General features: G+C 41.1%; 31 protein-coding genes, 1 tRNA gene and 1 CRISPR repeat array. Of the genes, 21 read left to right on the forward strand and 11 right to left on the reverse strand.

Annotated elements, in window-relative coordinates:
• The first annotated feature begins 14 nt into the window (after nucleotides 1-14).
• Nucleotides 15-311: direct repeats of the CRISPR family, unit length 30 nt; unit sequence GTTTGTTAGGTACCTATAAGGGATTGAAAC.
• A 152-nt stretch (nucleotides 312-463) separates the two neighbouring features.
• The 4 genes from ACWB1W_RS08200 to ACWB1W_RS08215 are packed head-to-tail and all read left to right on the forward strand — an operon-like array spanning nucleotide 464 to nucleotide 4,642.
• Entirely contained in the window at nucleotides 464-1,516 is a 1,053-nt protein-coding gene (locus ACWB1W_RS08200; RefSeq protein WP_479370880.1) for a ribonucleotide-diphosphate reductase subunit beta, read from the forward strand.
• On the forward strand, nucleotides 1,510-2,841 hold the full coding sequence (locus tag ACWB1W_RS08205; RefSeq protein WP_479370881.1) for a TrkH family potassium uptake protein: 1,332 nt from the start codon (nucleotides 1,510-1,512) through the stop codon (nucleotides 2,839-2,841). The genes ACWB1W_RS08200 and ACWB1W_RS08205 overlap by 7 nt, the downstream gene beginning before the upstream one ends.
• Nucleotides 2,838-3,488 (forward strand): potassium channel family protein, encoded by a 651-nt coding sequence (locus tag ACWB1W_RS08210; protein ID WP_479370882.1) that lies wholly within the window; start codon nucleotides 2,838-2,840, stop codon nucleotides 3,486-3,488. Before ACWB1W_RS08205 ends, ACWB1W_RS08210 begins: the two co-directional genes overlap by 4 nt.
• Nucleotides 3,485-4,642 carry a hypothetical protein gene (locus ACWB1W_RS08215; RefSeq protein WP_479370883.1) on the forward strand — a complete coding sequence of 386 codons (1,158 nt, stop codon included), beginning with the start codon at nucleotides 3,485-3,487 and terminating at the stop codon, nucleotides 4,640-4,642. The genes ACWB1W_RS08210 and ACWB1W_RS08215 overlap by 4 nt, the downstream gene beginning before the upstream one ends.
• On the opposite strand, the gene ACWB1W_RS08220 is transcribed toward ACWB1W_RS08215, so the two are convergent.
• Together ACWB1W_RS08220 and ACWB1W_RS08225 are read right to left on the reverse strand one after the other, a co-directional pair.
• Nucleotides 4,608-5,375, reverse strand: a complete 768-nt coding sequence (locus tag ACWB1W_RS08220; protein ID WP_479370884.1) for a hypothetical protein — start codon at nucleotides 5,373-5,375, stop codon at nucleotides 4,608-4,610. The genes ACWB1W_RS08215 and ACWB1W_RS08220 overlap by 35 nt on opposite strands.
• Before the next feature lie 2 nt (nucleotides 5,376-5,377).
• On the reverse strand, nucleotides 5,378-6,019 hold the full coding sequence (locus ACWB1W_RS08225; RefSeq protein WP_479370885.1) for a superoxide dismutase: 642 nt from the start codon (nucleotides 6,017-6,019) through the stop codon (nucleotides 5,378-5,380).
• A gap of 133 nt (nucleotides 6,020-6,152) precedes the next feature.
• Here ACWB1W_RS08225 and ACWB1W_RS08230 point away from each other — a divergent pair.
• From ACWB1W_RS08230 to amrB, 5 genes are all read left to right on the forward strand, one after another.
• Nucleotides 6,153-6,239 (forward strand) — tRNA-Leu (locus tag ACWB1W_RS08230).
• A gap of 21 nt (nucleotides 6,240-6,260) precedes the next feature.
• Complete coding sequence (gene tig, locus ACWB1W_RS08235; RefSeq protein WP_479370886.1) at nucleotides 6,261-7,577, forward strand: trigger factor; 1,317 nt, start codon at nucleotides 6,261-6,263, stop codon at nucleotides 7,575-7,577.
• Complete coding sequence (gene clpP, locus ACWB1W_RS08240) at nucleotides 7,567-8,172, forward strand: ATP-dependent Clp endopeptidase proteolytic subunit ClpP (RefSeq protein ID WP_479370887.1); 606 nt, start codon at nucleotides 7,567-7,569, stop codon at nucleotides 8,170-8,172. The genes tig and clpP overlap by 11 nt, the downstream gene beginning before the upstream one ends.
• 18 nt (nucleotides 8,173-8,190) lie before the next feature.
• A complete protein-coding gene (gene clpX / locus ACWB1W_RS08245) occupies nucleotides 8,191-9,423 on the forward strand; it encodes an ATP-dependent Clp protease ATP-binding subunit ClpX (RefSeq protein WP_479370888.1) in 1,233 nt (410 codons plus the stop codon).
• Entirely contained in the window at nucleotides 9,420-10,547 is a 1,128-nt protein-coding gene (gene amrB, locus ACWB1W_RS08250) for an AmmeMemoRadiSam system protein B (RefSeq protein WP_479370889.1), read from the forward strand. The genes clpX and amrB overlap by 4 nt, the downstream gene beginning before the upstream one ends.
• On the opposite strand, the gene ACWB1W_RS08255 is transcribed toward amrB, so the two are convergent.
• From ACWB1W_RS08255 to ACWB1W_RS08270, 4 genes are read right to left on the reverse strand one after another with little or no spacing between them, the layout of a single operon-like run.
• Nucleotides 10,544-11,509 carry a GDP-mannose 4,6-dehydratase gene (locus tag ACWB1W_RS08255; RefSeq protein ID WP_479370890.1) on the reverse strand — a complete coding sequence of 322 codons (966 nt, stop codon included), beginning with the start codon at nucleotides 11,507-11,509 and terminating at the stop codon, nucleotides 10,544-10,546. The two genes, amrB and ACWB1W_RS08255, sit on opposite strands and share 4 nt — an antisense overlap.
• A 7-nt stretch (nucleotides 11,510-11,516) precedes the next feature.
• A complete protein-coding gene (locus ACWB1W_RS08260; RefSeq protein ID WP_479370891.1) occupies nucleotides 11,517-11,996 on the reverse strand; it encodes a flagellar basal body-associated FliL family protein in 480 nt (159 codons plus the stop codon).
• A gap of 4 nt (nucleotides 11,997-12,000) precedes the next feature.
• The gene (locus ACWB1W_RS08265; protein WP_479370892.1) at nucleotides 12,001-13,464 is read right to left on the reverse strand and encodes a flagellar hook protein FlgE; all 1,464 of its coding nucleotides are present in this window, start codon (nucleotides 13,462-13,464) and stop codon (nucleotides 12,001-12,003) included.
• Between the two features lie 3 nt (nucleotides 13,465-13,467).
• Complete coding sequence (locus ACWB1W_RS08270; protein ID WP_479370893.1) at nucleotides 13,468-14,097, reverse strand: flagellar hook assembly protein FlgD; 630 nt, start codon at nucleotides 14,095-14,097, stop codon at nucleotides 13,468-13,470.
• Nucleotides 14,098-14,209: 112 nt separating this feature from the next.
• Between ACWB1W_RS08270 and queC the strand changes: the two genes are divergently transcribed.
• Both queC and modA read left to right on the forward strand, forming a co-directional pair.
• The gene (gene queC, locus ACWB1W_RS08275; protein ID WP_479370894.1) at nucleotides 14,210-14,863 is read left to right on the forward strand and encodes a 7-cyano-7-deazaguanine synthase QueC; all 654 of its coding nucleotides are present in this window, start codon (nucleotides 14,210-14,212) and stop codon (nucleotides 14,861-14,863) included.
• Nucleotides 14,864-15,586 (forward strand): molybdate ABC transporter substrate-binding protein, encoded by a 723-nt coding sequence (modA, locus tag ACWB1W_RS08280; protein ID WP_479370895.1) that lies wholly within the window; start codon nucleotides 14,864-14,866, stop codon nucleotides 15,584-15,586. It abuts the gene before it with no gap.
• On the opposite strand, the gene ACWB1W_RS08285 is transcribed toward modA, so the two are convergent.
• Nucleotides 15,558-15,884 (reverse strand): hypothetical protein, encoded by a 327-nt coding sequence (locus ACWB1W_RS08285; protein WP_479370896.1) that lies wholly within the window; start codon nucleotides 15,882-15,884, stop codon nucleotides 15,558-15,560. The two genes, modA and ACWB1W_RS08285, sit on opposite strands and share 29 nt — an antisense overlap.
• A gap of 111 nt (nucleotides 15,885-15,995) precedes the next feature.
• Between ACWB1W_RS08285 and dcd the strand changes: the two genes are divergently transcribed.
• The 10 genes from dcd (at nucleotide 15,996) to ACWB1W_RS08335 (ending at nucleotide 22,310) form a co-directional block, all read left to right on the forward strand.
• Complete coding sequence (dcd, locus tag ACWB1W_RS08290; RefSeq protein WP_479370897.1) at nucleotides 15,996-16,532, forward strand: dCTP deaminase; 537 nt, start codon at nucleotides 15,996-15,998, stop codon at nucleotides 16,530-16,532.
• Complete coding sequence (locus tag ACWB1W_RS08295; RefSeq protein ID WP_479370898.1) at nucleotides 16,529-17,260, forward strand: aminotransferase class IV; 732 nt, start codon at nucleotides 16,529-16,531, stop codon at nucleotides 17,258-17,260. Before dcd ends, ACWB1W_RS08295 begins: the two co-directional genes overlap by 4 nt.
• A gap of 22 nt (nucleotides 17,261-17,282) precedes the next feature.
• The gene (gene ilvN / locus ACWB1W_RS08300) at nucleotides 17,283-17,867 is read left to right on the forward strand and encodes an acetolactate synthase small subunit (RefSeq protein ID WP_479370899.1); all 585 of its coding nucleotides are present in this window, start codon (nucleotides 17,283-17,285) and stop codon (nucleotides 17,865-17,867) included.
• Complete coding sequence (locus ACWB1W_RS08305; protein WP_479370900.1) at nucleotides 17,860-18,495, forward strand: hypothetical protein; 636 nt, start codon at nucleotides 17,860-17,862, stop codon at nucleotides 18,493-18,495. Before ilvN ends, ACWB1W_RS08305 begins: the two co-directional genes overlap by 8 nt.
• A 197-nt stretch (nucleotides 18,496-18,692) precedes the next feature.
• A complete protein-coding gene (locus tag ACWB1W_RS08310) occupies nucleotides 18,693-19,208 on the forward strand; it encodes a hypothetical protein (protein ID WP_479370901.1) in 516 nt (171 codons plus the stop codon).
• Nucleotides 19,209-19,220: 12 nt separating this feature from the next.
• Nucleotides 19,221-19,574 carry a roadblock/LC7 domain-containing protein gene (locus ACWB1W_RS08315; RefSeq protein ID WP_479370902.1) on the forward strand — a complete coding sequence of 118 codons (354 nt, stop codon included), beginning with the start codon at nucleotides 19,221-19,223 and terminating at the stop codon, nucleotides 19,572-19,574.
• A gap of 3 nt (nucleotides 19,575-19,577) precedes the next feature.
• On the forward strand, nucleotides 19,578-20,270 hold the full coding sequence (locus ACWB1W_RS08320) for a DUF4388 domain-containing protein (protein ID WP_479370903.1): 693 nt from the start codon (nucleotides 19,578-19,580) through the stop codon (nucleotides 20,268-20,270).
• The gene (locus tag ACWB1W_RS08325) at nucleotides 20,267-20,827 is read left to right on the forward strand and encodes a GTP-binding protein (protein ID WP_479370904.1); all 561 of its coding nucleotides are present in this window, start codon (nucleotides 20,267-20,269) and stop codon (nucleotides 20,825-20,827) included. Before ACWB1W_RS08320 ends, ACWB1W_RS08325 begins: the two co-directional genes overlap by 4 nt.
• Nucleotides 20,824-21,912: a type IV pilus biogenesis protein PilM gene (locus ACWB1W_RS08330; RefSeq protein ID WP_479370905.1), complete on the forward strand. Its 1,089-nt coding sequence runs from the start codon at nucleotides 20,824-20,826 to the stop codon at nucleotides 21,910-21,912. Before ACWB1W_RS08325 ends, ACWB1W_RS08330 begins: the two co-directional genes overlap by 4 nt.
• Complete coding sequence (locus ACWB1W_RS08335) at nucleotides 21,909-22,310, forward strand: hypothetical protein (protein WP_479370906.1); 402 nt, start codon at nucleotides 21,909-21,911, stop codon at nucleotides 22,308-22,310. Before ACWB1W_RS08330 ends, ACWB1W_RS08335 begins: the two co-directional genes overlap by 4 nt.
• Here ACWB1W_RS08335 and ACWB1W_RS08340 read toward each other — a convergent pair.
• The 4 genes from ACWB1W_RS08340 to ACWB1W_RS08355 are packed head-to-tail and all read right to left on the reverse strand — an operon-like array spanning nucleotide 22,291 to nucleotide 24,844.
• Nucleotides 22,291-22,662, reverse strand: a complete 372-nt coding sequence (locus ACWB1W_RS08340) for a hypothetical protein (protein ID WP_479370907.1) — start codon at nucleotides 22,660-22,662, stop codon at nucleotides 22,291-22,293. The genes ACWB1W_RS08335 and ACWB1W_RS08340 overlap by 20 nt on opposite strands.
• Entirely contained in the window at nucleotides 22,652-23,419 is a 768-nt protein-coding gene (gene cdaA / locus ACWB1W_RS08345; RefSeq protein WP_479370908.1) for a diadenylate cyclase CdaA, read from the reverse strand. Before cdaA ends, ACWB1W_RS08340 begins: the two co-directional genes overlap by 11 nt.
• Nucleotides 23,409-24,605: a dihydropteroate synthase gene (gene folP, locus ACWB1W_RS08350; RefSeq protein WP_479370909.1), complete on the reverse strand. Its 1,197-nt coding sequence runs from the start codon at nucleotides 24,603-24,605 to the stop codon at nucleotides 23,409-23,411. Before folP ends, cdaA begins: the two co-directional genes overlap by 11 nt.
• A gap of 29 nt (nucleotides 24,606-24,634) precedes the next feature.
• Nucleotides 24,635-24,844: a YgaP family membrane protein gene (locus ACWB1W_RS08355; RefSeq protein ID WP_479370910.1), complete on the reverse strand. Its 210-nt coding sequence runs from the start codon at nucleotides 24,842-24,844 to the stop codon at nucleotides 24,635-24,637.
• Nucleotides 24,845-24,937: the final 93 nt, after the last annotated feature.

Below are 24,937 nucleotides of genomic sequence, written 5' to 3' on the forward strand. Positions count from 1 at the left end.
TAACACTATACCCAGTTTGTTAGGTGCCTATAAGGGATTGAAACAGGATAAGGAATATCATTTCTTGGGCGTCTAGACTCGGTTTGTTAGGTGCCTATAAGGGATTGAAACAAATTCCTATCAAGAAACACATAGAAACTTCGGGCGGTTTGTTAGGTGCCTATAAGGGATTGAAACTACAGGTATTGAAGCTCTTGAGCTGCGGGGATTACGAGTTTGTTAGGTACCTATAAGGGATTGAAACGACTACATGGACGAAATGTATGTGTCACACACATTTGGTTTGTTAGGTACCTATAAGGGATTGAAACAGAATCTTTTGAGTTTTTTCAAAAAGTTTTTAAAGTTTTCTTGTAATAATGATATAGACTTTCAATTTCAGTATACATTAAATGTTGGTCTATCCGGAGGTAGGCTGTTAAAATTAAAAAACCCGGGGTTCTTTTTCGGAGGTGGTGAAAAAATGGTAGAGAACGAAAAAAAAGCTTTTGTGAGAAAGCTCATCTTTAATCCTCAGGGAGATAGAGAAGCTCAAAAGAGAAGGATAATAAAGGGTAACCCAACAAACATACTTGAGCTCAATGAAATTAAGTATAAATGGGCTTATGACCTCTACAAAACTATGGGCTTTACCAATTTCTGGATACCCGAAGAGATACAAATGCTCGAAGATAGAAAACAGTATGAAACTATCCTGAGCGACTATGAGAAAAGGGCTTACGAGCTTGTCCTGTCGTTTTTGATAGCCCTTGACTCCTTCCAGGTTGACATGCTAAAGGACTTCGGGAGGATGATAACCGCTCCCGAGGTAGAGATGGCTATTACTGCCCAAGAGTTTCAGGAGTCCATTCACGCATACTCTTACCAGTTTATCCTTGAAAGTGTCGTAGACCCGATAAAGGCGGACGAGATATACAACTACTGGAGAGAGGACGAAAAGCTTCTTGATAGGAACAAGGTCGTTGCAGAAATTTACAACGAGTTCATAAGAAAACCCACGGAAGAAAACTTCCTAAAAGCGGTAATAGGAAACTATGTTCTTGAAAGCCTTTACTTTTATTCGGGATTTGCCTTTTTCTATACCCTCGGAAGACAAGGAAAGATGAGAAACACAGTTCAGCAAATTAAGTATATAAACAGGGATGAACTTACCCATGTAACCTTGTTTAAAAACATCATTCGGACGTTACAGCGAGAAAATCCCGACCTCTTCAGCCCTGAAATGGAAAAATGGATAAAAGAATACTTCAAGTATGCGGTAAACGAAGAGATAGAGTGGGGTAAATACGTAACTCAGAACCAGATACTCGGAATTAACGACACGCTTATAGAAAGGTATATAAAGTATCTCGGAAACCTAAGGCTAACACAGATAGGTTTAGAACCCCTTTATCCGGAGATTACGGAAAATCCTATGAAGTGGATTGACGAGTTTCGTAAGATAAATAACACGAAAACCGACTTCTTCCAGGCAAAGCCTCAGACCTATACCAAGTCTAACGAACTGAAGTGGTAAGGAAACTAAACCCTTCAAGAACATTACTTCTTTCCTTTACCCTTCTCATACTTCTCGGAGCCTTCCTACTTTACCTTCCTATTTCTACAACTAAACCTATATCCTTTCTGGATGCACTCTTTACCTCAACTTCCGCGGTTACCGTTACGGGTCTCGTTGTCCTCGACACTTACTCGGATTTCACAACTTTCGGAAAGCTTGTTATTCTCCTGCTCATACAGATAGGTGGTCTGGGATACATGACCTTAACAACCTTCTTCCTTATTCTTCTCGGAAAAAAACCGGGTCTAAAGGAGCAGTTGATACTCGCAGAGTCCCTTGAGTATCCGGGAGTCCACGGGCTTGTTTTGTTCCTGAAAAGGGTTTTTATATTCAGCTTTACCGTTGAGTTAATAGGTACTGTCCTTCTCAGCCTATACTTTGCGGAAAAAGGGATACATGACCCCTTTTTCAACGGGTTATTTCACGCAGTTTCCGCTTTCAACAACGCGGGATTTTCAACTTTTAAGAACGGACTCTACGATTTTAGGGAAGACATTTTCGTTAATATAGTCATATCTCTCCTTATAATCCTCGGAGGTATAGGCTTTTTTGTAGTGAACGACGTTTACTTATACCTGAAAGGTGCTATAAGAAGGCTTTCGGTTCATACTGTTTTAGTTCTCGCCTTTTCCCTCTTTTTAATAATCTTCGGAACGTTAGGACTCCTTATAGCCGAGTGGGGAAACGAAAAAGGATTATGGGGCTACACGTGGTATGAAAGAGTTCTTTCGGCCTTTTTCCTTAGTGTTTCCTCACGCACCGCTGGGTTCAGCACGGTTGACTTATCACAGCTGACAGAGTCCTCTCAATTCCTTATAAGCATACTTATGTTCATAGGCGCATCTCCCGGAGGAACGGGAGGGGGAATAAAGACAACCACCTTTCTCGTTATACTTCTTGCGATGATTTCTTACGTTAGAGGGAGGGAACAGACCGTAATACTTGACAGAAGCATCTCCGAAAATACCATAAAAAGAGCTCTGGTTATTCTTTCTTTATCGGTTTTTTTCATAACGTTTGTTAACTTAATTTTGGATAAAACGGAAGGGCTTCATTTTCTTTATACATTCTTTGAGGTTATCTCCGCATTCTCCACCGTGGGGCTTTCCATAGGTAACCCCGAAGGTTTAAGTTACTGTGCAGACTTTTCCGAAACGGGAAAGGTTTTAATAATCATTACTATGCTCGTGGGGAGGATAGGGATTCTCGGATTTGCTCTTGCTCTTGCGGGTAGGCCTCCCGTTCAGAGGATAAAATATCCCGAGGCGAGGATACTCGTATGAACAAAATATTCGGCGTTATAGGTCTCGGTAGATTCGGTTTTTACGTTGCAAAAACCCTCTCAGAGCTGGGTGCAGAAGTTATAGCTATTGACCTTGACGAACAAAGGGTGAAACAGGTAGCAGACCTTGTTACCCACGCATACGTTGCGGATGCATTAGATGAAAAAGCCCTTGAAGAGGCAGGAATATTTAACGCCGATACGGTTATCGTTAGCGTAGGACAGAACGTAGAAGCCAGCATATTCGTCGTGGTAATACTCAAAGAAAAAGGCGTAAAGGAAATAATAGCTAAGGCTATAAACCCAATACACGGAAAAGTTCTTGAAAGACTCGGTGTAAAGAGGGTCGTTTACCCGGAAATGGAAACAGCGGTAAAGCTTGCACACACACTTTTATTTAGAGGAGTTATTGAGGAGTTTCCTTTCGCACCGGGATACAGCATATTTGAAATAAAAGCTCCCGAGGACTTTGTAGGGAAAACCTTAAAGGAACTTGACTTAAGAAGACGCTTCGGTATAACCGTAATAGCGATAAAGAAACCCGACGGAAAAGTTATAGTAAACCCTTCGGGTGAAAACACAGTTGAGAAAGAAGATGTTCTTTTAATCCTCGGTTCAGAGGAAAACGTTCTAAAATTCTCAAGATGAAGGAATACAGGTTCTGGTTATTGGTAGTTATCACGCTTTCCGCTTTTATTTCAATATCCATTTTTGAAGGTATAGTAATCCTCACGCTCCTTTTCGTCCTTTACGACCTGATTTTTAAAAGGAACTTCAGCGGTTCACTACGCACGGGTGTATCCTTATACACTTTCTCAACCCTTCTTTCAACAGCTATATACTACCCCTCAAGGTTTTTAAAATCCGTTGAAGAAGGATTATTTCAATTCATTTACTTTTTAAAAATTGATAAGGAAAATACCGAAAAATTCTCACGTATATTTCCTTACCTTATGATTATCACAGGATTATTTCTTCTTCCGGTAATCCTCTACAACTTCTACGATAGAAATGACCCAAAACCCCTGTGGGGAGGAAATTTTGAGACGGGCTTTTTCTATACACTTTTTTCCCTAACTTCCTTAACACTCTTTATAAAAAACCCGAGGAAGTTTTACTTCTTTATCTTTTTTCTTCTGTTTGTGAGTATAGTTTTCTTAAGTCACAGGCGTTCTATGATTCTCGCACTGCTGGTTATGTTTTACATAACTCTTATTATCCTCCTCAGGAGTAAAATCCTTTCGAAAAAACTTTTTATAGTATTTAACGCAGTATTCTTACTTAGCTTCATAGGGGGTTATGCATACCTCTCTAAAACTGACCACAGGTTTAAACTCCTAAACGAGATTATTCTCGGAAAGAGAAAGCCCGACTACAACACCCTTAATGCTATATCTTCCGCAAGGCTAAGTATACTCAGGGATGGTATAGAGATAATAAAGGAGGATATAAAAGAAAAAAGAGTTCTGAATTTAGTAATAGGGCACGGAGTTCGTGCAGGGGAGTATATGAAACACAAATACGGCGTAAAAGTTCACAGGTATGAGTCTATATTCGTTGTATCCGAGTTTATAGAAAGAGGGTTAATAGGTCTTTTAGGTATCATCCTTATATACTTTAAATACTTCAGTTATATGCTCTCTTTCAGGATTAAAAAGTCGGAGGATTACAACACTTTAATACTCGCTATACCCCTCGGAATTCACCTTATCCAGACAATTTTTACATTCTTCTGGGATGCATTGCTTCCCTTATACCTTCTTCTTTTCAAAATTTCCGAGATTTCTCGGGAAGAACTTTAACAATGATAGGTTTACTCTCAACACCGAAAATATTAACTGCAGTTATGCTGTAAATCGTTTTAGTCTTTGGAGCCTTATCTGCGTAAACGTTTCTCTTTATCGGTTCTTTATTCACCTTTTTTCCGTTCTTGTATATGAAAAATCCCTTTAAATTCTCAAAGTTTTTATGAAACCAGTAAAGGATAAGCTCCCCATCGGATATTAAGTATCCCGCGGAGTAAGGGGGCTCGGGAACGGGATAAGGTTTCCTCTTTACCTTTATTCTTATCGGCCGGGACTCAACGTTATTTATAACTTTCGTTATTCCTACTTCGTAATCCCTATATCTCTTTTCAAGCTCTGTAAACTCTTTAAAGGTCTTTAACGGAAAGGGTATCAATACGTTTCCTTCGTAGGGATAAACGTTGTAAATCCCCTTTTCTTCAGCCCTTATAAAGACCTTTTCTTGTTTATTCTCGTATGAAATTCTCGGTTTTATCCGGACAGCTTCGGGAACGCAGGCTCTTTTTTCCTTGCCTCTAACGTGTTTAACGTAAAAACAGAAGGAGTTTTCTTCCTTTTTATACCAGAAATTTTTATATTTTTTGAAGCCTTTTACATTAATATCATCACCTGTTACGTAAACGTAACTTCCTATTCTCTTTATGGCAAACTCGGGTTCCGGAAGAGGTTTAGGGGAACCTTTTAAACCACAGGATAAGATAAGGAGAAGGGGAAGGAAAAAAAGGATCAAACTTATTTGATAAAGTCCTTGAGGGCTTCGTAAGCCTTCATAGCCTTTTCAAACCTTTCGTTAACAACGTCCCAGTTTATGTTTTTGAAGAATGCGTCAATGTAAGGAGGTCTCTTGTTCTTGTAGTCAACGTAGTAAGCGTGTTCGTAGGTGTCTATAACTATGAGGGGTATAAGTCCCGTGAGGTTGTAAACGTTGTGAGCGTCAAGTCCGTTAACTACAAGCCTTCCGCTGAATATGTCAAGTCCGAGTATAGCCCAACCTCTAAAAGCCATAGCTGCCGCCTTAAGTTCATTCGTGCAAGCATCAAGGCCTCCGATGTCTTCTTCAATCTTCTTCTTAAGAGCTTCGGAAGGTTCTCCCTTTCCGCCGGGTGTCAGCATACCAAAGTAAAGCTCGTGGAGAACAACACCCATGTAGTTAAAAGTTTCCTCAACCTTTAGTTCCCTGTATTCGGAGTAGTTCTGGTTTGCCTTACTTCTGTCCGCAAAGTTCTGGTCTGCGAGCTTCTCCTGAACCTCGTTATACTTAGCAACGTAACCCTTGTAGTGAGCCTCAAAGTGGGGTTCTATCTGTTCGTTAGATATGCCTTCGAGGTTTTGAGGTTTTAAATGGTCTTTGGGTTCCAGTTTGTGAACACCCATTTTCGCCACCTCCTTTTCGTTAGCTTTTTTCTATTAAAAATTTTAACTTGAAACTTTTTAAGTTTTATATGCCTAAGGTCATAAAACAAGGAGTTCTTTTCTTCGTTCGGCAGACTATATAATAAATTATTTAGCGGGTGTGGCGGAACTGGCAGACGCGCCGGACTTAGGATCCGGTGCCCGTAAGGGCGTGCGGGTTCGACTCCCGCCACCCGCACCATAAAAGTAGACGGAGGTCGTAATGAAAGTAGAGGTTCAGGACAGGGAAGGACTCTTTAAATCCCTAACGGTTGAGGTTAAGGATAAAAAGGTCAAAGAAAAACTCCAAGAAACTTACGAAAATCTGAAACAGAACGTCCAGATACAGGGATTTAGAAGGGGAAAAGCACCTTTATGGATAATCAGAGCAAAGTATAAGGACTACGTAGAGGAAGAGGTCGGAAAGAAGATAGCTGACGAAACCCTTCAGGAAGCTCTTGAAAAGGCAAATGTAAAACCCGTCGCGGACGTATTCCTTGAAAAACTTGAGGTGAATGAGGAAGAGGGAAGCGTAAAATACACAGTTAGCTTTGAGGTTGCTCCCGAGTTTGAGCTGAAAAACGTTGAAGGCCTTGAGGTAGAAGTTCCCAAGATAGAGTTTAAAGAAGAGTATGTAAAGGAAGAACTTGAAAAACTGAGAGAAGCAAACGCGGTTTGGGAACCGAAGGAGGAGGACGAGTCGGCTCAAGACGGGGATATGCTTGTCCTTGAGTATGAAGTTGAAGAGGTGGGCGGTGAAGGGGAAAAGGTAAAACAGGAGACATCAGTAATTCTCGGTCAGGGAGTGCTAAGGAAGGAAGTAGAAGAAGCCCTTAAAGGAAAGAAAGCAGGTGAGGAAGTAAAACTGAATGAGCTTCCCCTTTACGACCAAGAGGGTAAGGAAATAGGAAAGGTAAACATAAAGGTTAAGATAAAGGAGATAAAGAAAAAGGTTCTTCCCGAACTTAGCGACGAGTTTGCACAAGAGTTGGGTTATAACTCTCTAAAGGAGCTTGAAGAAAAGATAAGGGAGGACCTGAAGGAAAAAATAGAGAAACTGAAACAGCAGGTTATAGAGGAGAAGGTCGCGGATAAACTGGTTGAGCTTCACGATATAGAGATACCCCAGACACTCCTCAGAAGGGAGATATCATTCTTGGTTGAGAGAAGGTTAAACGAACTCAGGGCTTACGGCATAGACACGAGATACGTAGACATTAAGAAGCTTGTTGAAGAGGTAAAGCCGATAGCGGAAGCCAATATAAAGCTCCGCTTCATCCTCGATAAGTATGCACAGAATAAGGGAATAGAGCCCACCGAGGAGGATGTAGAAGAACAATACAAGGAGCTCGCTGAACAGTATCAGACTTCCGTTGAGGAGATAAAGAAATACTTTAAGGAGAACAAGCTTGAACCGGTCGTCAGGGAAGATGCAAGAAGGAAGAAAGCCCTTAAGGATATAATCTCAAAGGTGAAGATAAAAGAAGTTGAAGAAAAGAAAGAGGAGGAAAAGGAAGAGGAGGTAAAAGATGAATCATAAGGATATTATTGACCAGCTCGTTCCTATAGTTATAGAACAGACACCGAGGGGAGAAAGAGCCTACGATATATACTCCCGTCTACTTCAGGACAGGATAGTTCTTCTCGGCTTCCCCATAGACGACCACGTGGCGAACTTGATAGTTGCCCAGCTACTCTTTCTTGAGAGTCAGGACCCGGATAAGGATATATACCTCTACATAAACTCGCCGGGAGGTTCTGTCACCGCCGGACTTGCCATATATGACACAATGCAGTATATAAAACCCGACGTAGTTACTATATGCATGGGACAGGCTGCGTCCATGGGTGCTATACTCCTGGCGGCAGGAGCACCCGGTAAAAGGTATGCACTTCCCCACTCAAGGATAATGATTCACCAACCCCTGGGCGGTGTTCAGGGACAAGCTACGGACATTATAATCCACGCCGAAGAAATTAAGCGTATAAAGGAGATGCTTATAGACATACTTGTAAAGCATACCGGACAGCCCAGGGAAAAGATAGAGGCGGACATAGAAAGAGACTACTTCATGTCTCCCGAAGAAGCGAAAGAATACGGCCTTATAGACAAGGTTATTGAAAAGAGGTCGTAAGGGATTAGGTTAAAAAAGATGAAGGAACACAAGCATTTCTGCTCTTTCTGCGGAAAAAGGCAGGACGAGGTTCTTCTCCTCATAGCTGGCCCCAACAACACCTTTATATGTGACGAGTGTGTAGAGAAGTGTTATCACGTGGTAAAAGAGAACAAGCGAACGGAGACGAAGTTTGAACTAAAAGAAATACCGAAGCCGGAACAGATAAAGAGGATACTGGACGATTACGTAATAGGACAGGAAAGGGCTAAAAAGATTCTCTCTGTTGCGGTTTACAACCACTACAAGAGGATTAAGGCAAAGGAACTCGGACTTACCCTTGATGACGTGGAACTTGAAAAGAGTAATATTCTCCTTATCGGACCTACGGGTTCGGGAAAAACGCTTCTTGCCAGAACCCTTGCGAAAATTCTTAACGTCCCCTTTGCTATAGCGGATGCGACCTCACTTACAGAGGCGGGTTACGTTGGGGAAGACGTGGAAAACGTTCTCGTTAGACTTCTTCAAGCCTGCGACTACGACGTTAAGTCTGCACAGAAGGGAATAGTTTACATAGACGAAATAGATAAGATAGCCAAAAAGAGCGGGATAAACCCATCTATAACGAGGGACGTATCGGGTGAGGGTGTTCAGCAAGCACTCCTTAAGATAGTTGAAGGCAGTCTTGTAAACGTTCCTCCTCAAGGTGGTAGAAAGCATCCCCACCAGGAGTTTATCCAAGTTGATACAACGGACATTCTCTTTATATGCGGGGGTGCCTTTGTAGGCCTTGAAGACATAATAAAACAAAGGCTCGGGAAATCCCGCGTGGGATTTGAAGCGGAGATAAAGAAGATAGAAGACGATAGAAACCTTCTTGAACTGGTAGAACCCGACGACCTTATAAAGTTCGGAATGATTCCCGAGTTCATAGGAAGGTTCCCTGTTATAGCGACGCTACGGGAACTCACAGAGGAGGAACTTATGCGTGTTCTCGTTGAGCCAAAGAACGCCCTCGTTAAGCAGTATCAAAAACTCTTTGAGCTTGAAGGTGTAAAACTAACCTTTACCGAAGAGGCCCTCAGGGAGATAGCAAGAGAAGCAATAAGGAGGAAGACGGGAGCAAGGGGACTTAGGGCAATAATGGAAGAAATTATGACGGATATAATGTTTGAGATTCCCTCTATGCCGAACGTGAAAGAGGTGATAATAGACGAAAATGTCGTTAAAAACAAGGAAAAACCGAAAATCCTTTACAAAGAAGCGGTATGAAACCTAGGGTAAGATTTTTAGATATACAGCCCTACGGGGATAAGTTTCTCGTCAGAGACCCCGTAGGCATATCTCCATCTTTTCTCGTTTCTCCCGAAGTTGTTCTTATAATGTCTTTCTTTGACGGTAGTAAAGACTTGAGAGAAGTTCAGGCGGAAATTTTCAGGAGAACTGGACAGCTTATAAGCACCGAAGAGCTTGATGAGGTGGTCAAGTTCCTCGATGAAAACTTTTTGCTTTACAACGAAAAGTTCTTGAGAAAACTTAATGAGGAAAAGGAAAACATTCTGAAAAAGGGTTTTCGCGAACCCTCCCACGCAGGAGAGGCCTACCCGGATAATCCGGAGGAGCTGAAATCATTTATTGAGGAACAGTTATCATACGGAGAAAACCGTAAGGTTGAAGCAAGAGGAATAATCGTTCCACATATGGATCTGAGGGTAGCCGGAAGGGTTTACGGAAAGGTTTACTCCCTTATAAAGGAGAATAAATACGATGTGGTTTTACTGCTGGGAGTGTCCCATTACTTTCACGAGAAACCCTTTTCCGTTCTTCCGTTAGAACTTAAAACCCCAATAGGAACCCTTAGCGTTGACAGGAAAAGAATAGAGAACTTAAGAAGTATGTTCGTATACGATATATTTCACGACGTTCTGGCTTACAAACAGGAACACTCTATAGAGTTTCAAACTATATTTTTAAGGTATCTCTTCCCCGATGTAAAGATAATTCCCGCGATAGTGTCTTACGGAGACAAAGAAACCCTTAAAGATATAGCGAATAAACTTACGAATGTTCTTGAGGATGCGGAGAATCCCCTCGTAATTTCAAGTGTTGACTTTTCCCACGTAGGCAGAAAGTTCGGAGACCCGACTTCTTACGATCCTTCCTTTAGAGATAAAGAGTATATAAATCTCCTTACGGAGCTGAAGAACGAGGAAGCTTTTGACCTCCTTGAGAGTGACAAAAATAAGACGAGGATAGACGGACAGTTTACAAACTTCGTATTCTTAGAAGTCCTTAAAAACTTGGGAGTTAAAGAGGGAAATTTAGTTGAGTATGATGTTTACGACGAGAGACCTACCGACTCAAAGGTGTCTTACGCGGGTATTGTTTTCACTTAGACTTTTAGTTCCCTTATAAACTCCCAGTTCTCCTTAAACCACTCAACGGTTTTCCTTACGCCTTCCTCAAGAGAGGTTCTCGGTTCCCACCCTAAGAGTTTTTTCGCCTTTTCTATATCCGCCCATGTGTCCCTCATATCCGCTTTATGGAAATCCTTGTAAACAGCCTTTACCTTCTTCCCGGTGTATCTTTCTATTAATCCTATAAGTTCCTTTAAAGCCCTGGGCTTATTGTTTCCAACGTTTATTATCTCGTATCCGTTAAGATTTAAAGCTTTTACCGTTGCATCTGCACCGTCTTCAACAAAGGTGAAATCCCTCCTCTGGCTTCCGTCCCCGTAAACTTCAACAGGTTCTTCCTTCAAGGTTTTGTATATGAACTTAAATACCGCCATATCAGGTCTTCCCGCCGGCCCGTAAACGGTAAAGTATCTCAGGATAATAACGTCAAGACCGTAGAGGTAGTGATATGTGTAAGCGGTTATCTCCGCGCTCCTCTTGCTTGCGGCATAAGGAGATATCGGTGTGTTTACAGGTAGGTCTTCCTTAAAAGGCATAGGTTGACCTGCGTAAAGGGAAGAGGTTGAGGCGAGTATCATTTTCTTAACGTTGTATGTCTTCATAAGTTCAAGGAGGTTTAGGGTTCCAACGGTGTTGGTAGTGAAGTAAACGTGAGGATTCTCTATGGAATATCTCACTCCTGCCCTTGCTGCTTCGTTTACAACTAAGTCAAATCCGTAATCCTTGAACAGTATCTCAAGAGCCTCTTTGTTTTCTATATCAACCTTGTAAAACTTAAAGTTTTTATGCTTTCTCAGTTCGTCAAGCCTGTAAAGTTTTAGCCTCGGGTCGTAGTAATCGTTCAGGTTATCAACACCTATAACCTCGTATCCTTCTTTTAAGAGCTTTTCCCCTACCTTCCAACCTATTAACCCTGCACATCCTGTAAGGAGAACTCTCATAAACTCCTTATTCTACCTGTATGACAAACTCGGTGAAGTAGACGTTCCTTACACCGCCCTTTGCGAGGATAGTGTTTATCCTTTTTAGTATCTCGAGTTTCAGCTCTTCTCTCCCTTCCGGCGTTCTTAGCTCGTTTGAGGTTTTGCTTGATACGATCTCTATTATCGCATCCCTTATTACAGGCTCCTTTTTCTGAACTTCCTGAAGAACTTGTTGGTTTGCAAGTTCCAAAGTTATGGAAACCCTTGCGTAAACGGTAGCCTCGGGGTCAGCAAGATTGACGATAAAAGCAGGTTCAAGTTTATACATTACCCCCACTTCCGGGGGAGCAACCTTAGGAGCTTTTTCCTCTTTTTTCTCTTTCTTTGCGAACAGGAAAAAATAAGCCCCTCCTCCTGCACCTGCAAGGAGGATTATAAGAAGGAGGAGAAGGATTAACTTCTTTTTACCTCCTCCCGCTTCTGGTTCTTTAACCTCTTCCGCCATACTCTTATCTTACAAGATTTATCGTATCCTCAAGTATCGTGCTTGCAACGGTTACCGTTCTTGCGTTTGCTTGATAAGTTCTCTGGGCGATTATAAGGTTTATGAACTCCTTCGCTATGTCCACGTTTGAAAGTTCAACCATTCCCGACCTTATCTTGTTAGCTCCTCCGGGCAAGAGAACGGTAGGGGGTTTCACTGAGGAGTAAAGGTTTGCACCCTTTTTAACAAGCTCCTCCGGGTCCGTAAACTGAGCAAGAGCAACCCTATACATCGGCAGGGTTTCCCCGTTTGAATAAACACCTACAACTACACCGTCTTCAGAGAGTATGTAAACGTCTATAAGCTCACCCCTCGCATACCCGTTCTGATCCATCGTAACTACGAAGTCCGCGGAATGCTGGGTTATGTAGGAGGTTTCTATCTCGTTATCACCGTCACCGTCAAGGTTAGTTCTTCCATCACCTACGAAAATCTTAAACTTCTTGTCCGGAACACCGTTGTTGTCATCGTCCACACTTCCGAATATAGCTCCGCCCAGGTCTACATTGCTCACATCAACTTCTATGTAAAATCTCCCTTGTGGGTCGGGACCCTGTATCGTTGTTCCATCCGCTATTATCTTACCGGTATCGGGGTCAAAATTTACAGTCTTTGCGGTGTAAGAACCGGGAGCTGTGTTCGTTAAGCTGTTCCCGAACCAGTCAATATAAACGTCATCAAGAATATCTCCGTCTCCGTTCGTATCAACACCTACATCCGATTCCTTAAATATTGAAACGAAGTAAATATCCCACTTGTTATCACCCGTCTTCCTGAAAAAGATGTCCGCAGGAATTGCCCTTCCTAAACTGTCGTAAAGTGTTATCGTATACCTGTAGTTATAACTGTTGGGATTTGCAGGGTCAAAGGCTACGGCGGGGTCTATAATGGGCGCATCGGCGTTCAGGTTTGTGGGTTGATTAAAGTATATCTCTCCCGTAGCCTTCGGAGGTATTTGGGTCTCTATCCTTATATTCTCAAGTTGTGTTCCCGTTACTTCACCCGTTGTGGGGTCAACCCTAAAACCTTGGAGGTATAGACCGTTCGGGTTTACCATATACCCTTCTCTGTTTATCCTAAACCTTCCGTCCCTCGTGTAAAACTGCTGATTGGTTACCGCATCTTTCAATATAAAGAGAGCTTTTCCTTCTATAGCCAGGTCCGTTGTAAGGTCTGTCTGTTTAAAGTTTCCTATAGTCCAAACCTTTTGGGTTGAGTCTACAATAGCTCCCGCCCCGAAAGTTGTAGTCTTAACCGTTCCCGTTGTTGTATTAAGCCCAACTATAACTTGGGAAATTATGTCTTGGAATATGGGACGGGACTTTTTAAAACCTACTGTGTTTGCGTTTGCAAGGTTGTCGGAGGTAACATCAAGGGCAAAACGGGAGACGTCCATACCCGTTATAGCGTTAAAAAAGCTCCTCAACATAACTTATCCCCCCACGTAAATAATTCTATCGGAAGATACGCTCACACCCGAGGAAAGGTCAAGGATAAGCTCGTTATTAACTATTCCCACCGATTTTATACTATCCTTGAAACCCAGGCTCCAACCGTTTACCTCGTTACCCTCTTTGAAGACCTTCAGAGTGAATTGACCTTCAGGGAGCGAGCTAACATCAAGCTCGTTTATACCTCTCTTCAGTTCCAGCTTAAACTCTTTGATAACCTTATCTCCGTCGTAAACCCTTACGTTAACCTCCCCCTTATCATCGTCTGAGATTATGTAATACATATCCCTCTTTATGGTATCAAGGGTGTCCGTTTTAAAGATGAACTCCTTACCTATGAGGTTTACCGTGTTGAGAAAAGTCATCTGATTCATCCAAAGCTTTAAACTCTCCAAGAACTGTTTCATCTCGGTGAAGTAGTGTACCTGGTTTATCTTCACCATATCGTCAAGACTCTTTGATATATCGGTCTGGTTAAAGGGGTCTTGATACCTTAGGGTCTCAAGGTATATCTTCAGGAAGTCTTGAGCAGACATATTGCTAATGTCCTGAACGTAGTCGGGAGGAAGTATCTTAATACTGTTTACTTTTTGAGGCTCGAAAAAATCCATCTTCTTTCCCCCAGTTTTGATTTTAATTCCTCAACCAGAAACCTCCCGAAATCAAGTTTTTTCTTTATTTTCCTTTTCCTCTTTTTCATTTAGTATTTTAATTTAAACCTTAATGGAGAGAAAGGGAATAATTGTTCTCCTTTCTGGCGGGATGGACAGTGCAACCCTTTTATGGTTAGCGAAAAAGGAGTTTAAGGAGGTTTATGCTATTTCCTTTGATTACGGACAGAAACATAAAGTTGAGCTCAAGTATGCTAAGGAGCTCGCTAATATAGCAGGTGTTAAGGAACACTTTGTAGTTAAAGTTCCCGTTTATGAAAGTGTTAAGGGCTCGGCTCTCACAGACGAAAACGTAGAGATACCCTCGGGAGAGTATCCCGAAAATGAACCCCCGATAACAACCGTTCCTATGAGAAACCTTATATTCCTTTCAATAGCATCCGCCTTTGCCGATAGCCTTGAGATAGACCATATAGGTATAGGTGTTCATGCCCTTGACACACCCTATCCCGACTGCAGACCCGAGTTCATAACAGCAGCTGAAGCCGCTATAAATGCAGGTTCCGTTTATACCACAAAGCACAAAAGGAGAATTCACGTATTCGCACCCTTTTTGGGTATGACGAAAAGGGAGATAGCATTACTCGGAAAGGAGCTCGGAGTTCCTTTTGAAAAAACTTACTCCTGCTACAGGGGAACGGAACCCCCGTGCGGTGAATGTCCCACGTGTCTCCAAAGAGAAGAAGCTCTAAAGGGGATTGTTTAAATGCTCAAGTTGGTGGTAATACTTTTTCTCTTGCTGAACTTCGCTTTTTCCGAAACACTGAGAATAGCATCCGCCTCAAGCTTCAGGTTCGCTCTTGAAGAAATAGTGAAGAGGTTTGAAAGGAAGTATAAGCATAAAGTTCTGGTATCCTATGGAGCCTCCGGTCACTTTTACGTGCAGATAAGACACGGAGCACCTTACGATGTATTTATCTCCGCAAACGAGGTTTATCCCGAGAAACTTGTTGAATACGGAAAGGCATTAAAGGAGTCTTACACGGTCTTCTCAAGGGGAAAACTCGTTATATTTACTGTGAAGGATATGGAGTTAAGGAGTTATGAAGACTTAGTAAAGGCGGAAAAGATAGCAATCGCAAATCCAAAATACGCTCCCTACGGGAAGGCTGCAATTGAGTTTCTAAAAAGGACAGACCTTTACGAAAAGGTTAAGCACAAACTCATTTACGCTTCTAACGTTTCTCAGGCGTTCCAATACGTTGTGAGTGGTGGTGCGGATGTGGGTCTCGTTGCCCTCTCTCTCGTAATTCCTTACGGAAAAGGAAAACACCTTTTGGTTGATGAAAAACTTTACTCCCCTATAAACAACGTCGCAGTAATAACCCTTCACGGAAAGAATAAGAGATCTCCATGGGAGTTTATAGAGTTCTTAAAGAGTAAAGAGGTAAAAGGTATTCTCAAGAGGTTCGGGTTCGGGGTTCCGTGAGCCCCTTTTCCGGATACTCCTTTATAAACTCGTAGTCGGTTACCCTATCATACCTCTGGGCACTTGCAAAAAATTCCCTTGCTTGTTCACCTTGTCCCAATGCCTCGTTTATCATACCGAGGAGTGTGTACTTCTCCATTGAATCCTTCGCTATTAAAAGCCATTTCGTAGCCTCAAGATATTTAAACTCCGTTATATACCTCATACCGATAAATAGTGGATCCCTCAAACCCTGGAAGTCCTTCTTTTTTAGCTTCTTTCCGTTCCTGTATATCCCTATTCTGAACTTTACCCGCATAATAATGTTAATAATGATTTCTCTCCGTAAAATAAAAGGAACTGACTTAGAATAACGTCGGACAGGTTGAAATAAATACTCTAGATTCTTTGTATATAAATATGAATTAGGATGATTCTGTCCGACAGAACCATTAAAGAGCTTATAGAAAGAGGTGAGCTGAAGGTTGATCCCTTTGAACAATCCCAGGTTCAGTGTTCATCTCTGGATCTCAGGCTCGGTAACCAGATAGCTGTTTACGAAAAAGTAGAGTTTATAGATCCCAAAAAACCCGTAGAAAACATTAGGATAATTGAGTTTGAGGAGTTTTTTGAGATAAAACCTAAGGAGTTTCTACTTGCGACAACTCTTGAGTATATCAAGCTTCCGCCTTATATAACCGCATTTGTTGAAGGACGTTCTTCCCTCGGGAGGCTCGGCCTCTTTATAGAAAATGCGGGATGGGTTGATGCGGGATTTGAGGGTCAGATTACCTTAGAACTTTTTAACGCAAATAGCAGTCCCATAAGGCTCTACAGGGGTATGAGGATATGCCAGCTCGTGTTTGCAAGACTTGATAAAAAACCTGAAAAGGTCTATTCGGGAAAGTATAGAGGTCAAAGGGGTGTGGTCCCCTCAAGGATACATATGGACGAAGAACTCAAATGAACAGAACACTTCTTTACGGAGAGGGACTTTTTGAGACTATAAACTGGAAAGGTGAAAACAAAAAGCTGAAAAAACATTACGAAAGACTGAAAAACTCTGCAAACTTTTTTTCTTACCCCTGCCCCTCTTACGAGGACTTCTTAAGAAAAATAGAAGAAAACACGAAAGGCAAGAAAAATTTATACGTTAAGTTCTTGCTCTTCTTTGAGGGAAACGATTACTACGGAGATTATCCCGAGAGGTATAAAACAAAAGTTGTAGTCAAACCCATTCCGAAAGTTCCGGATAGTGTAAAATTAAGCATTTCCTCATTAAGAAGGCACTCAAAAAATCCGGTTTTTTACCACAAAACTACTAACTTTCTCTTTAACGTTCTGGTAAAGAGAGAGGCAAGAAAGGAAGGCTTCTACGATTCTATAGTTTTAAACGAGGAAGAGTGTTTAACCGAGACCTCTTCCGCAAATATCTTAGTTTATAAAAACGGAAAGTTTTACACACCCGCAAGAGAAAGCGGACTCCTTTGGGGAACAACGATAGACACAATCTCCGAAAATATCGGAGCAAGAGAGGAAAAAATGGGCCTAAACTTTCTCAGGGACGCAAAATACGTTTTTATATTAAATTCACTCATAGAGGTTGTACCCGTTTACGAGATAAAAGGTGAATGTTATAAGATTGATAAAAACCTCGTTAAATATTTAAGGGAAATTATAAATAAGGAAGATTAAATTATCTCTCAAGGAGGTAGAGATGGCGGATACAATAGGAAAGTCAGACCTTGAAGTAATTAAGACACCAAAGACCAGGAGTATCAGGAAGGGAAACATAAGAAAACACATAATAACCGTTAAGGTGAGAAACGAGATGGGAGTTCTTGCAAGGATTGCAACTCTCATAGCGGGAAAGGGATACAACATAGAAAGCCTGTCGGTGGGAGAGACACATGAAAAGGGTATATCAAGGATGACGATAGAGGTTATCGGAGACGACATAGTTATTGAACAGGTAGTAAAACAGCTAAGGAGATTAATAGACACGTTAAAGGTTTCGGACCTCACGGACGTTCCCCACGTTGAGAGGGAACTCGCACTTATAAAGGTTTACACCCCTTCCGCAAGAGCAAGAGATGAGGTATTAAGGATAACGGAGATATTTAGGGGAAAGATTGTTGATGTATCCCCCGATACCTACACCATAGAGGTAACGGGTGATGAGGACAAGATAAATGCTATGATTGAGCTTCTGAAACCTTTCGGTATAAAGGAGATGGCGAGGACAGGTAAAATAGCTATGAAAAGAGAACTGAACTTGAAGGAGGTGGAGAACAATGAATAGAAGAGAGCTTATAAAGGCTTCACTGGTTCTTCCTTTTGCTAAGGGAATAGCCTTCGGAAAGGAAGAGGATAATAAGTTTATAGATCCCGGAACCGTAAACCCGAGGCTTAACGTTGCTTACGCAACTGCAAAGCTTCTTGCAAGGAACGGTTTTGACAGTGTGGGTGTAGTGTTTATGGAAAATTCCCAGCTCTGTGCGATTTTTGCAGGGGCTCTCGTGACAGGCCTCAGGATTCTCGGGAAAAAAGCTTGGTATATGGAGGGAGGAAAAGAGTTAATACCTTCCCTTGAGAAGTATAAACCCAAAGCACTATACATGGCTTACTTCGGTGAGCTTCCCGACGACATCGTTCAGAAAGCCTTAAACGGAGACCTAGAACAGCTGGCACAATACGGAAAGAAGTTTGAGCTTATATACCACGTCTCAACGCTCCAGAGGGGATACGTAGGAAACGCAATTTTTGAAGAGAATATTTTCAACTACCTGAAAGGTATACATGAACAGTATGCGATGAAAGTAATAGAAGGATACGTTCATCTATCAAAACTTACGGAATTTTCCGAGTTAGGCATATCCTTCCAGAAAAGTGTTGATAAAATAAAACTTATAAGGTTTGAGAAAGTTTGAGGAGGTAAAGTAAGATAAAAGCGGTAAAGGAAGTCTCTTTAGCGGATGAACTTTTACGGTTTTTCTTTCTTTTATTCATAATTCAATCTTCCTCTACCTTCCTTATTCTGTATTTTGTATTTTCACTTGAAACGTTTAGGGCCTTATTTATTTCTCTCGGTTATTCTTTATTATTCTCGGGGATTGTAACCTATATAGTGAGCAAAAAGTTTGAGCAGACGCTCGGAAAACTGTATTACATATCTCTGTTGATTAACGAAAGTGAAAATATAGAGGGAGAAATAATTCCCATACCCATATACGAAGAGATGAAAGAGATTCTTGTAAACATAGAGAAAACGCTTATAGACCTAAAAAGAAGTTGTGAAAAGAGAATAAGGGAGCTTGAGGAAGAACATACGGAGGCCATGGAAAAAACAGCTGAACTTATAGACGTTGTTGAAAAATTAAAGGAGGGTGAGTTTGACTTAGATAACATTCCCTCCGGTCTTGACCCTGTTGGAGCTCTCGGGGAAGCTCTTAAGGAATCCCTTGAGGAGATATACAATAGAATAAAAAGAGTTGAAGAAATGACAAACGAGATTGAAGACTATATAAAAAACATGGATATGTACCTGGAAGAAGAAGTTGATATAGAAGGCATAAAAAGGAACTTAGAAATGGTAAAAACAGTTCTTGTGAAGATGAAAACCGATTTAGAATTTTTCAAATAGTGGAGGGAATAGATGGACAAGTATGAAGCTGTTCTCCAGGAATTGATAAAAGCCGGAGGCATAGAAGGGGCTACGCTCGTAAGTCTTGACGGGCTTCCTATAGCTTCGGTTCTTCCTCCGGATGCGGAGGAAGATAAGGTGGCGGCAATGAGTGCGGCTATACTTTCCTTAGGTGAAAGGGTTGTTGAGGAACTGAAAAAGGGAACTTTAGAACAGATAACCATAAAGGGAGATAACGGTTACATAGTGATAACCGGAATAGGAAGAGATGCGGTCCTAACCACTCTTGCAAACGCAGATGCAAAGCTCGGACTCATATACATGGAGATAAGGAAAGCTCAAGAAAAGCTTAAGGAGCTAATCTAAAAGATGACGCTCACGGGAGACCTAAAATCCTTCAGCTTTGCGGACATTCTACAGGTTTTACAGTCGGATAAGAAGAGCGGTGTCTTAATAGTTGAGTGGAAAGATATGACCGTAGCCTACTATATAAAAGACGGAGAGGTTGTCCTTGCACGTCCCGTGGATAAGGTATTCAGAGTTTATACGGACAGGGATTTTGAGAAACTTTTAGAAAAACTGAGACTAAATAAAAGAAATCTAGCGGAGACGCTAAAGAAGTTTCTATTCCCAAGACTTGATAATAGGGATGGTGTTTTTTCTTTCACAAAAGGTTTCATTAATTACACCGATGATGTTCCTGTATACTACCCGGCGGAATACATAATAATGGAAGCAGCGAGAAGGTTAACCTTAGAAGAATCGGAAAGAAAGATATCCGATGAGCTCCTGATTTTTGAAAAGGCTCCCGATTGGGAAAAGAAAGCGGAAAAAGCAGGGCTAACGGAAGAGGAAAAACTAATTCTTGACCTGGTAGACGGAAAGAACACCGTGAAGGATATTTTAGAAAAAAGTAAGCTGGATAAACTAAAGGTTTACAGGACTCTTTACGGTCTTTTATCAATAGGAGCTATAAGGAGAAAGAGGAAAAGGTTAGAGAGAAAACCTTCCATATCCCTTGACCTTCTTGCAAAACTTATGGAGAAAATTAAGAAGCTATGAAGGAGAATGACACCAAGAAGATAAAAATAGTTGTTGCAGGGCCTTTTGCAGCCGGTAAGACGGAGTTTATAAGGACCGTAAGTGAGATAGAACCTGTAACTACAGAAAGGAAGATAACTCATACAAAGGAGAAGGAAAAGAAGAATTCAACAACGGTTGCCATGGACTTCGGAAAGATAAAAATAGATGATGAGCATGAGTTATACCTTTTCGGAACACCCGGGCAAATTCGCTTTAACTTTATGTGGGACATTCTGGGAAAGGGAGCTCTCGGTGTTGTAATTTTGGTGGACAGCACGGATCCATCAACCTTTCACGAGGCGAGAAGGATAATAAACTTCTTTCAAAGTAGGTTTCCCATACCTATTGTCGTTGCGGCGAACAAGCAAGACCTTCCTAACGCTTGGTCTCCCCAAGATGTTGCAACGGCTCTTGACATATACGAGGAGGAAGGTATCCCTGTTATAGGTATATCTGCAAAGAACAAGGAGGACGTTAAGAAAACACTTCTCTTACTTCTTGAGCTGATAAAGTCTAATCTTGAAGAGAAAAAATGATATACACGGGGATAGACGGAGATAAGTGGTTCAGCATATCTTACTCCCTTTTGAAGAAAACGTGGAAACCGGTTAAAAAGAAGGGAAAAAAGATATACGTCATACCTTCGCACCTTTGCTTCTTAAAGAAGGAAAAACTGGAAGAGGAGTTAAAAACCTCGGACCTTAAAGAATCCCTCTCTTACGAGGCTGAAGAATACGGTGCTAGTTTATGGGACTTTAAAGTTCAAAAGGGTTATTACTATGTAGTATTTGTAAAAGACTTTAATCCTCCCGAGGATTACTACGCCCTGGACTGTGAAATATTTTCCTTGGCCAGACTATCAAGAGTTCTAAAAAAAAGCAGTCTAAAGATAGTTGACGTAGGAAGAAGGAAAACTACATTTGTTGAGGTAAAAGATTACGAGATAAAAGCTTACAGGGTTGTCCTAAAAGGAGCGGATTTCCTAAGAGAGAAGGGAAACGTAAGAGAAGCATTTGAAGAAATCCTTGAAAGTTCAGGGTTTAACTGGAAAGGTGAGGAAGTTTTACTGAGCGGTGGAGGAAGTAAAACCGGAGAAATTGAGGAGTTCTTTAAAGTTCTTAGAAATCCATACTGCGAACCGGAACTTAACTCAGCCTTCGGTGCTTCACTTAAATACGTCTTTAAAGATGCTTCTCCTGAGTTCAGAAAGCTTGAGCTAACACCCTCGGAACAGAAAGCACTCTTACTTCTAACAGGTTTAGCAACCCTTTTCTTTGTATCTTATTTCCCGATGAAGGATTACCTCAAAAAGAAAATAGTTCTTGAAATAAATAAAGAGAAAAAACGTCTATTTTCTCAAAAATTCCCGAATGTTCCGGCTGTTTTAGTAGAAGAACAGCTAAAGAGTATGAAAACTAGAAAAGGTAGGGAGTTTTTTAAGAAGCTCTACACACTCTTTAACAGCTTACCTGAAGGAGTAAGGATATACAGAATTGAGTATAAAATGGGAGTATTAAAAATTATAGGTGAAGCTGATGAAGAGAAGATAAAGTCAATAAAACCTGAAAGAATAAGAAAAACACCGGAAGGAAATTACGAGTTTGAGGTGGTGTTAAAATGACACTTCCGAAAAACCTAATTATTTTCTTTACATTTACCTTATTCCTTCTCTACACGTATTACTTTATTGAAGACTTCAGGAATTTTAGAAACTTTGTTAATAAAGAATACTTAGCGTTTAAAAACTTTCTTTTTGAGCTCTACAACGCAAGCGGCGTAGAAAAAATAACATTAACTGAAGAGTATATAAGGAACATTTCAAAAAGGCTTGGAGTTGATGTAAAGGAGTTAGTGTATGAAGATGGAAGATATAAGTTAAGAATAAAGAACGCTGACTTCAATAAATTAATATTTTTCATCGATAAGCTCTCAAAAGGTGGTGAGGTTGAATCGGCCAGACTCATAGATAACACGGGAAAGGGGATGTTTGAAGCAGAAATTATCTTGAGACTCTTCTGAGCACCTTAACCCTTACGTAATAGGGGTTTATGGCAACTGGTTCTATAAGAATAGGTATAGGCGTAGTTGCTATCACCCTTACCCTATGCATACCCTCCTTAAGGCTTCCAACATCTATGTAAACTCTAACCCTTTCTATGAGCTTAGACTGAAGGAGTTTTCTGGAGACCAGGAGTGTAACGTCAACGAAAGGAGGACTTATTTCATATATGTATCCTTCTTTTTTATTTTTTAACTCTACGAACCTTGTTATATCAAGGGGAAGTCTCTCACCGAAGTTCACAGCAAGCCATATGGATATTCCGAGGATAAAGGAAAGCAGTAAGTATTTTAGTTCTTCTCTACGACTCATCTTTAACCCCTAAAAGACTAAAGAGTTTATCCTTTAAAAGTTCAGGGTCTAGTATCTTTTCAAGGTTCCCCTCAACCGCAACTGATATCTCACCCGTTTCTTCGGAAACAACAATAGCGACAGCGTCACTAAGTTCTGTTATTCCCACGGCAGCCCTGTGCCTGGTTCCGTATCTCTTCGGAAGTTCCGGGTTCTTGGAAAGAGGAAGAACACAAGATGCAAAGGCTATTCTATCGTCCCTTATTACGATGGCCCCATCGTGAAGGGGAGTAAGCGGATAGAAAATCGTTATTATCAGTTCCGCCGATATGTAAGCGTCTATGTAAATACATCCCTCAAGCAAATCCTCTATATTCTGTTCCCTTTCTATAACTATTAAAGCACCTATCTGTCTTTCAGCCATGAACCTACAGGCTCTAACAAGCCTGTCTATCGAACGCTCCTCGTATTCTTTTATCTTGAGAACCTTAGCTCTTCTCCCTATATTTGCCAGAGTTCTCCTTATCTCGGGCTGGAAGATAACTATCAGGGTGAACAGGAGAATAGTCCAAAGTTTTTCAAATATCCATGAGAGCGTTGTAAGATTAAGAACCTCTGCAAAAGTCCATAAAAGTCCAAACAGTATTATAACCCTTAAAAGGTAAAGACCCTTTGCGGCGTAAAGAAAGCGTATAAAAAGGTAGAAAAATACTGTTAATCCTATAATATCTACCGCATCTCTCCACCCGAAGAATTCTTTAATGAGACTAAACTCCATCGTAAGTTCTTACCGCATCAAGAAGGGCTAAAAACTCCTTGGTCTCTTTAACATCGTGAACCCTCACTATATGAGCTCCTCCCAAAACGGCAGATGCTAAAGCACCGAGACTTCCAAAAAGTCTTTCTTTGGGTTCCGTTTTTCTATTTAAAAATCCCTCAAGTATAAGACCTATAAAGGACTTTCTTGAAACACCAACCATAAGTATCTTCCCGAGAATCTTAAACTCGGAAAACCTCTTGAGTATCTCCACGTTATGTTCGGGAAGCTTACCGAAGCCTATTCCCGGGTCAAGGATTATTTTTTCTTCCTCCATATAGCCTTTCTCTTTTAACTTTCTTATTCTTTCTTTAAAGAAACCTATTATTTCCCCGACTACGTCATCGTAAATTATAGGTTCACTCTTCCAAGTTTCCGGTCTTCCCTTTATATGGTTTATCACGTAAGGACACCTGTATTGAGACACAACCTTAAACATATTCTCGTCAAAGGCTCCCCCGCTAATGTCGTTTATTATGTCTGCTCCTTCATCTAAACATACCTTTGCAACCTCGGATTTGTAGGTGTCTATAGATATCCAAACATCCGGAAGCTCCTTTCTTACCTCTCTTAAAACGGGTAAAACCCTCTTTATTTCTTCTTCTGCGGTTATTCTTTCGGAACCTGGCCTTGTGCTCTCTCCCCCTATGTCTATTATTTCCGCACCTTCTTCTACCATCTGAACAGCTCTTTTTACAGCCTTTGATGGTTCAAGGTATAAGCCGCCGTCGGAAAAGCTGTCGGGAGTTACGTTTAAAACCCCCATAACCGCAGTTTTTAATCCGAGAGGGAGTATTTTTTTGTTGTAGTTTAATTGAAAATACTTCTTTCTATACCTTATCAACGCCTCAAGAATTTCTTTAGCAAGGGTTTTCCCCTCCTTATGTTTCGTTATTTCTGAACAAAAATCTCTTATATTTGCCTCGGAACCGCAGATTACACACCTTCCCTCGTTGTAGAAAACCTTCACACAGCTCTTTCTTCCTACTTCGTGTATAATGTTCGGAGGTAAGCTTATGCGTTCAAGGTATACACAATGAAAAATTCCCTCAAAAGCTCTTAAATCAGCCTCTTTGAAAAATACGCCTACCCTTTCCTTAAGAAATTTGTAAAATAAATCCCTGTCTTCAAAATGCTTGATTAACATTAAGATAATATTTTAAGGGAGAAAGGGATTTAACACTTACACTCCCTAACCCCGATAGCCCTATACAAGCTCATTACCGGGCACCAGTTAGTAAAGGCGGACTGAATCTGATTTAGAGACATAAACACTATAAAAGCCTTCCAGAACCAGTGAACGTCCTTAGCGGGAAGTATTCCGAGTAAGAACACTATCATTAGAACGGTTCCGGAGGTAAGTCTCAATAGCCTATCCATCGTCATCGCACAAACCTCCTTTTAGACTATTAGTATATTCTAATATAATTAAATTCTTAAACTTTTCCATGGGTCTTAAAATATAGGGCAGTATGTTAG

Source organism: Aquifex sp. (assembly GCF_056494385.1).

Coding starts and splice junctions, on each gene's coding strand:
- clpX (WP_479370888.1), top strand. CDS start 8,191: ATGAAGGAACACAAGCATTTCTGCTCTTTCTGCGGAAAAAGGCAGGAC.
- ACWB1W_RS08325 (WP_479370904.1), top strand. CDS start 20,267: ATGAAGGAGAATGACACCAAGAAGATAAAAATAGTTGTTGCAGGGCCT.
- dcd (WP_479370897.1), top strand. CDS start 15,996: ATGATTCTGTCCGACAGAACCATTAAAGAGCTTATAGAAAGAGGTGAG.
- ACWB1W_RS08215 (WP_479370883.1), top strand. CDS start 3,485: ATGAAGGAATACAGGTTCTGGTTATTGGTAGTTATCACGCTTTCCGCT.
- ACWB1W_RS08355 (WP_479370910.1), bottom strand. CDS start 24,844: ATGACGATGGATAGGCTATTGAGACTTACCTCCGGAACCGTTCTAATG.
- ACWB1W_RS08305 (WP_479370900.1), top strand. CDS start 17,860: ATGAATAGAAGAGAGCTTATAAAGGCTTCACTGGTTCTTCCTTTTGCT.
- modA (WP_479370895.1), top strand. CDS start 14,864: ATGCTCAAGTTGGTGGTAATACTTTTTCTCTTGCTGAACTTCGCTTTT.
- ACWB1W_RS08200 (WP_479370880.1), top strand. CDS start 464: ATGGTAGAGAACGAAAAAAAAGCTTTTGTGAGAAAGCTCATCTTTAAT.
- ACWB1W_RS08335 (WP_479370906.1), top strand. CDS start 21,909: ATGACACTTCCGAAAAACCTAATTATTTTCTTTACATTTACCTTATTC.
- folP (WP_479370909.1), bottom strand. CDS start 24,605: ATGTTAATCAAGCATTTTGAAGACAGGGATTTATTTTACAAATTTCTT.
- amrB (WP_479370889.1), top strand. CDS start 9,420: ATGAAACCTAGGGTAAGATTTTTAGATATACAGCCCTACGGGGATAAG.
- ACWB1W_RS08255 (WP_479370890.1), bottom strand. CDS start 11,509: ATGAGAGTTCTCCTTACAGGATGTGCAGGGTTAATAGGTTGGAAGGTA.
- ACWB1W_RS08225 (WP_479370885.1), bottom strand. CDS start 6,019: ATGGGTGTTCACAAACTGGAACCCAAAGACCATTTAAAACCTCAAAAC.
- ACWB1W_RS08265 (WP_479370892.1), bottom strand. CDS start 13,464: ATGTTGAGGAGCTTTTTTAACGCTATAACGGGTATGGACGTCTCCCGT.
- clpP (WP_479370887.1), top strand. CDS start 7,567: ATGAATCATAAGGATATTATTGACCAGCTCGTTCCTATAGTTATAGAA.
- tig (WP_479370886.1), top strand. CDS start 6,261: ATGAAAGTAGAGGTTCAGGACAGGGAAGGACTCTTTAAATCCCTAACG.
- ACWB1W_RS08295 (WP_479370898.1), top strand. CDS start 16,529: ATGAACAGAACACTTCTTTACGGAGAGGGACTTTTTGAGACTATAAAC.
- ACWB1W_RS08260 (WP_479370891.1), bottom strand. CDS start 11,996: ATGGCGGAAGAGGTTAAAGAACCAGAAGCGGGAGGAGGTAAAAAGAAG.
- cdaA (WP_479370908.1), bottom strand. CDS start 23,419: ATGGAGTTTAGTCTCATTAAAGAATTCTTCGGGTGGAGAGATGCGGTA.
- queC (WP_479370894.1), top strand. CDS start 14,210: ATGGAGAGAAAGGGAATAATTGTTCTCCTTTCTGGCGGGATGGACAGT.
- ACWB1W_RS08315 (WP_479370902.1), top strand. CDS start 19,221: ATGGACAAGTATGAAGCTGTTCTCCAGGAATTGATAAAAGCCGGAGGC.
- ACWB1W_RS08320 (WP_479370903.1), top strand. CDS start 19,578: ATGACGCTCACGGGAGACCTAAAATCCTTCAGCTTTGCGGACATTCTA.
- ACWB1W_RS08210 (WP_479370882.1), top strand. CDS start 2,838: ATGAACAAAATATTCGGCGTTATAGGTCTCGGTAGATTCGGTTTTTAC.
- ilvN (WP_479370899.1), top strand. CDS start 17,283: ATGGCGGATACAATAGGAAAGTCAGACCTTGAAGTAATTAAGACACCA.
- ACWB1W_RS08270 (WP_479370893.1), bottom strand. CDS start 14,097: ATGGATTTTTTCGAGCCTCAAAAAGTAAACAGTATTAAGATACTTCCT.
- ACWB1W_RS08285 (WP_479370896.1), bottom strand. CDS start 15,884: ATGCGGGTAAAGTTCAGAATAGGGATATACAGGAACGGAAAGAAGCTA.
- ACWB1W_RS08330 (WP_479370905.1), top strand. CDS start 20,824: ATGATATACACGGGGATAGACGGAGATAAGTGGTTCAGCATATCTTAC.
- ACWB1W_RS08340 (WP_479370907.1), bottom strand. CDS start 22,662: ATGAGTCGTAGAGAAGAACTAAAATACTTACTGCTTTCCTTTATCCTC.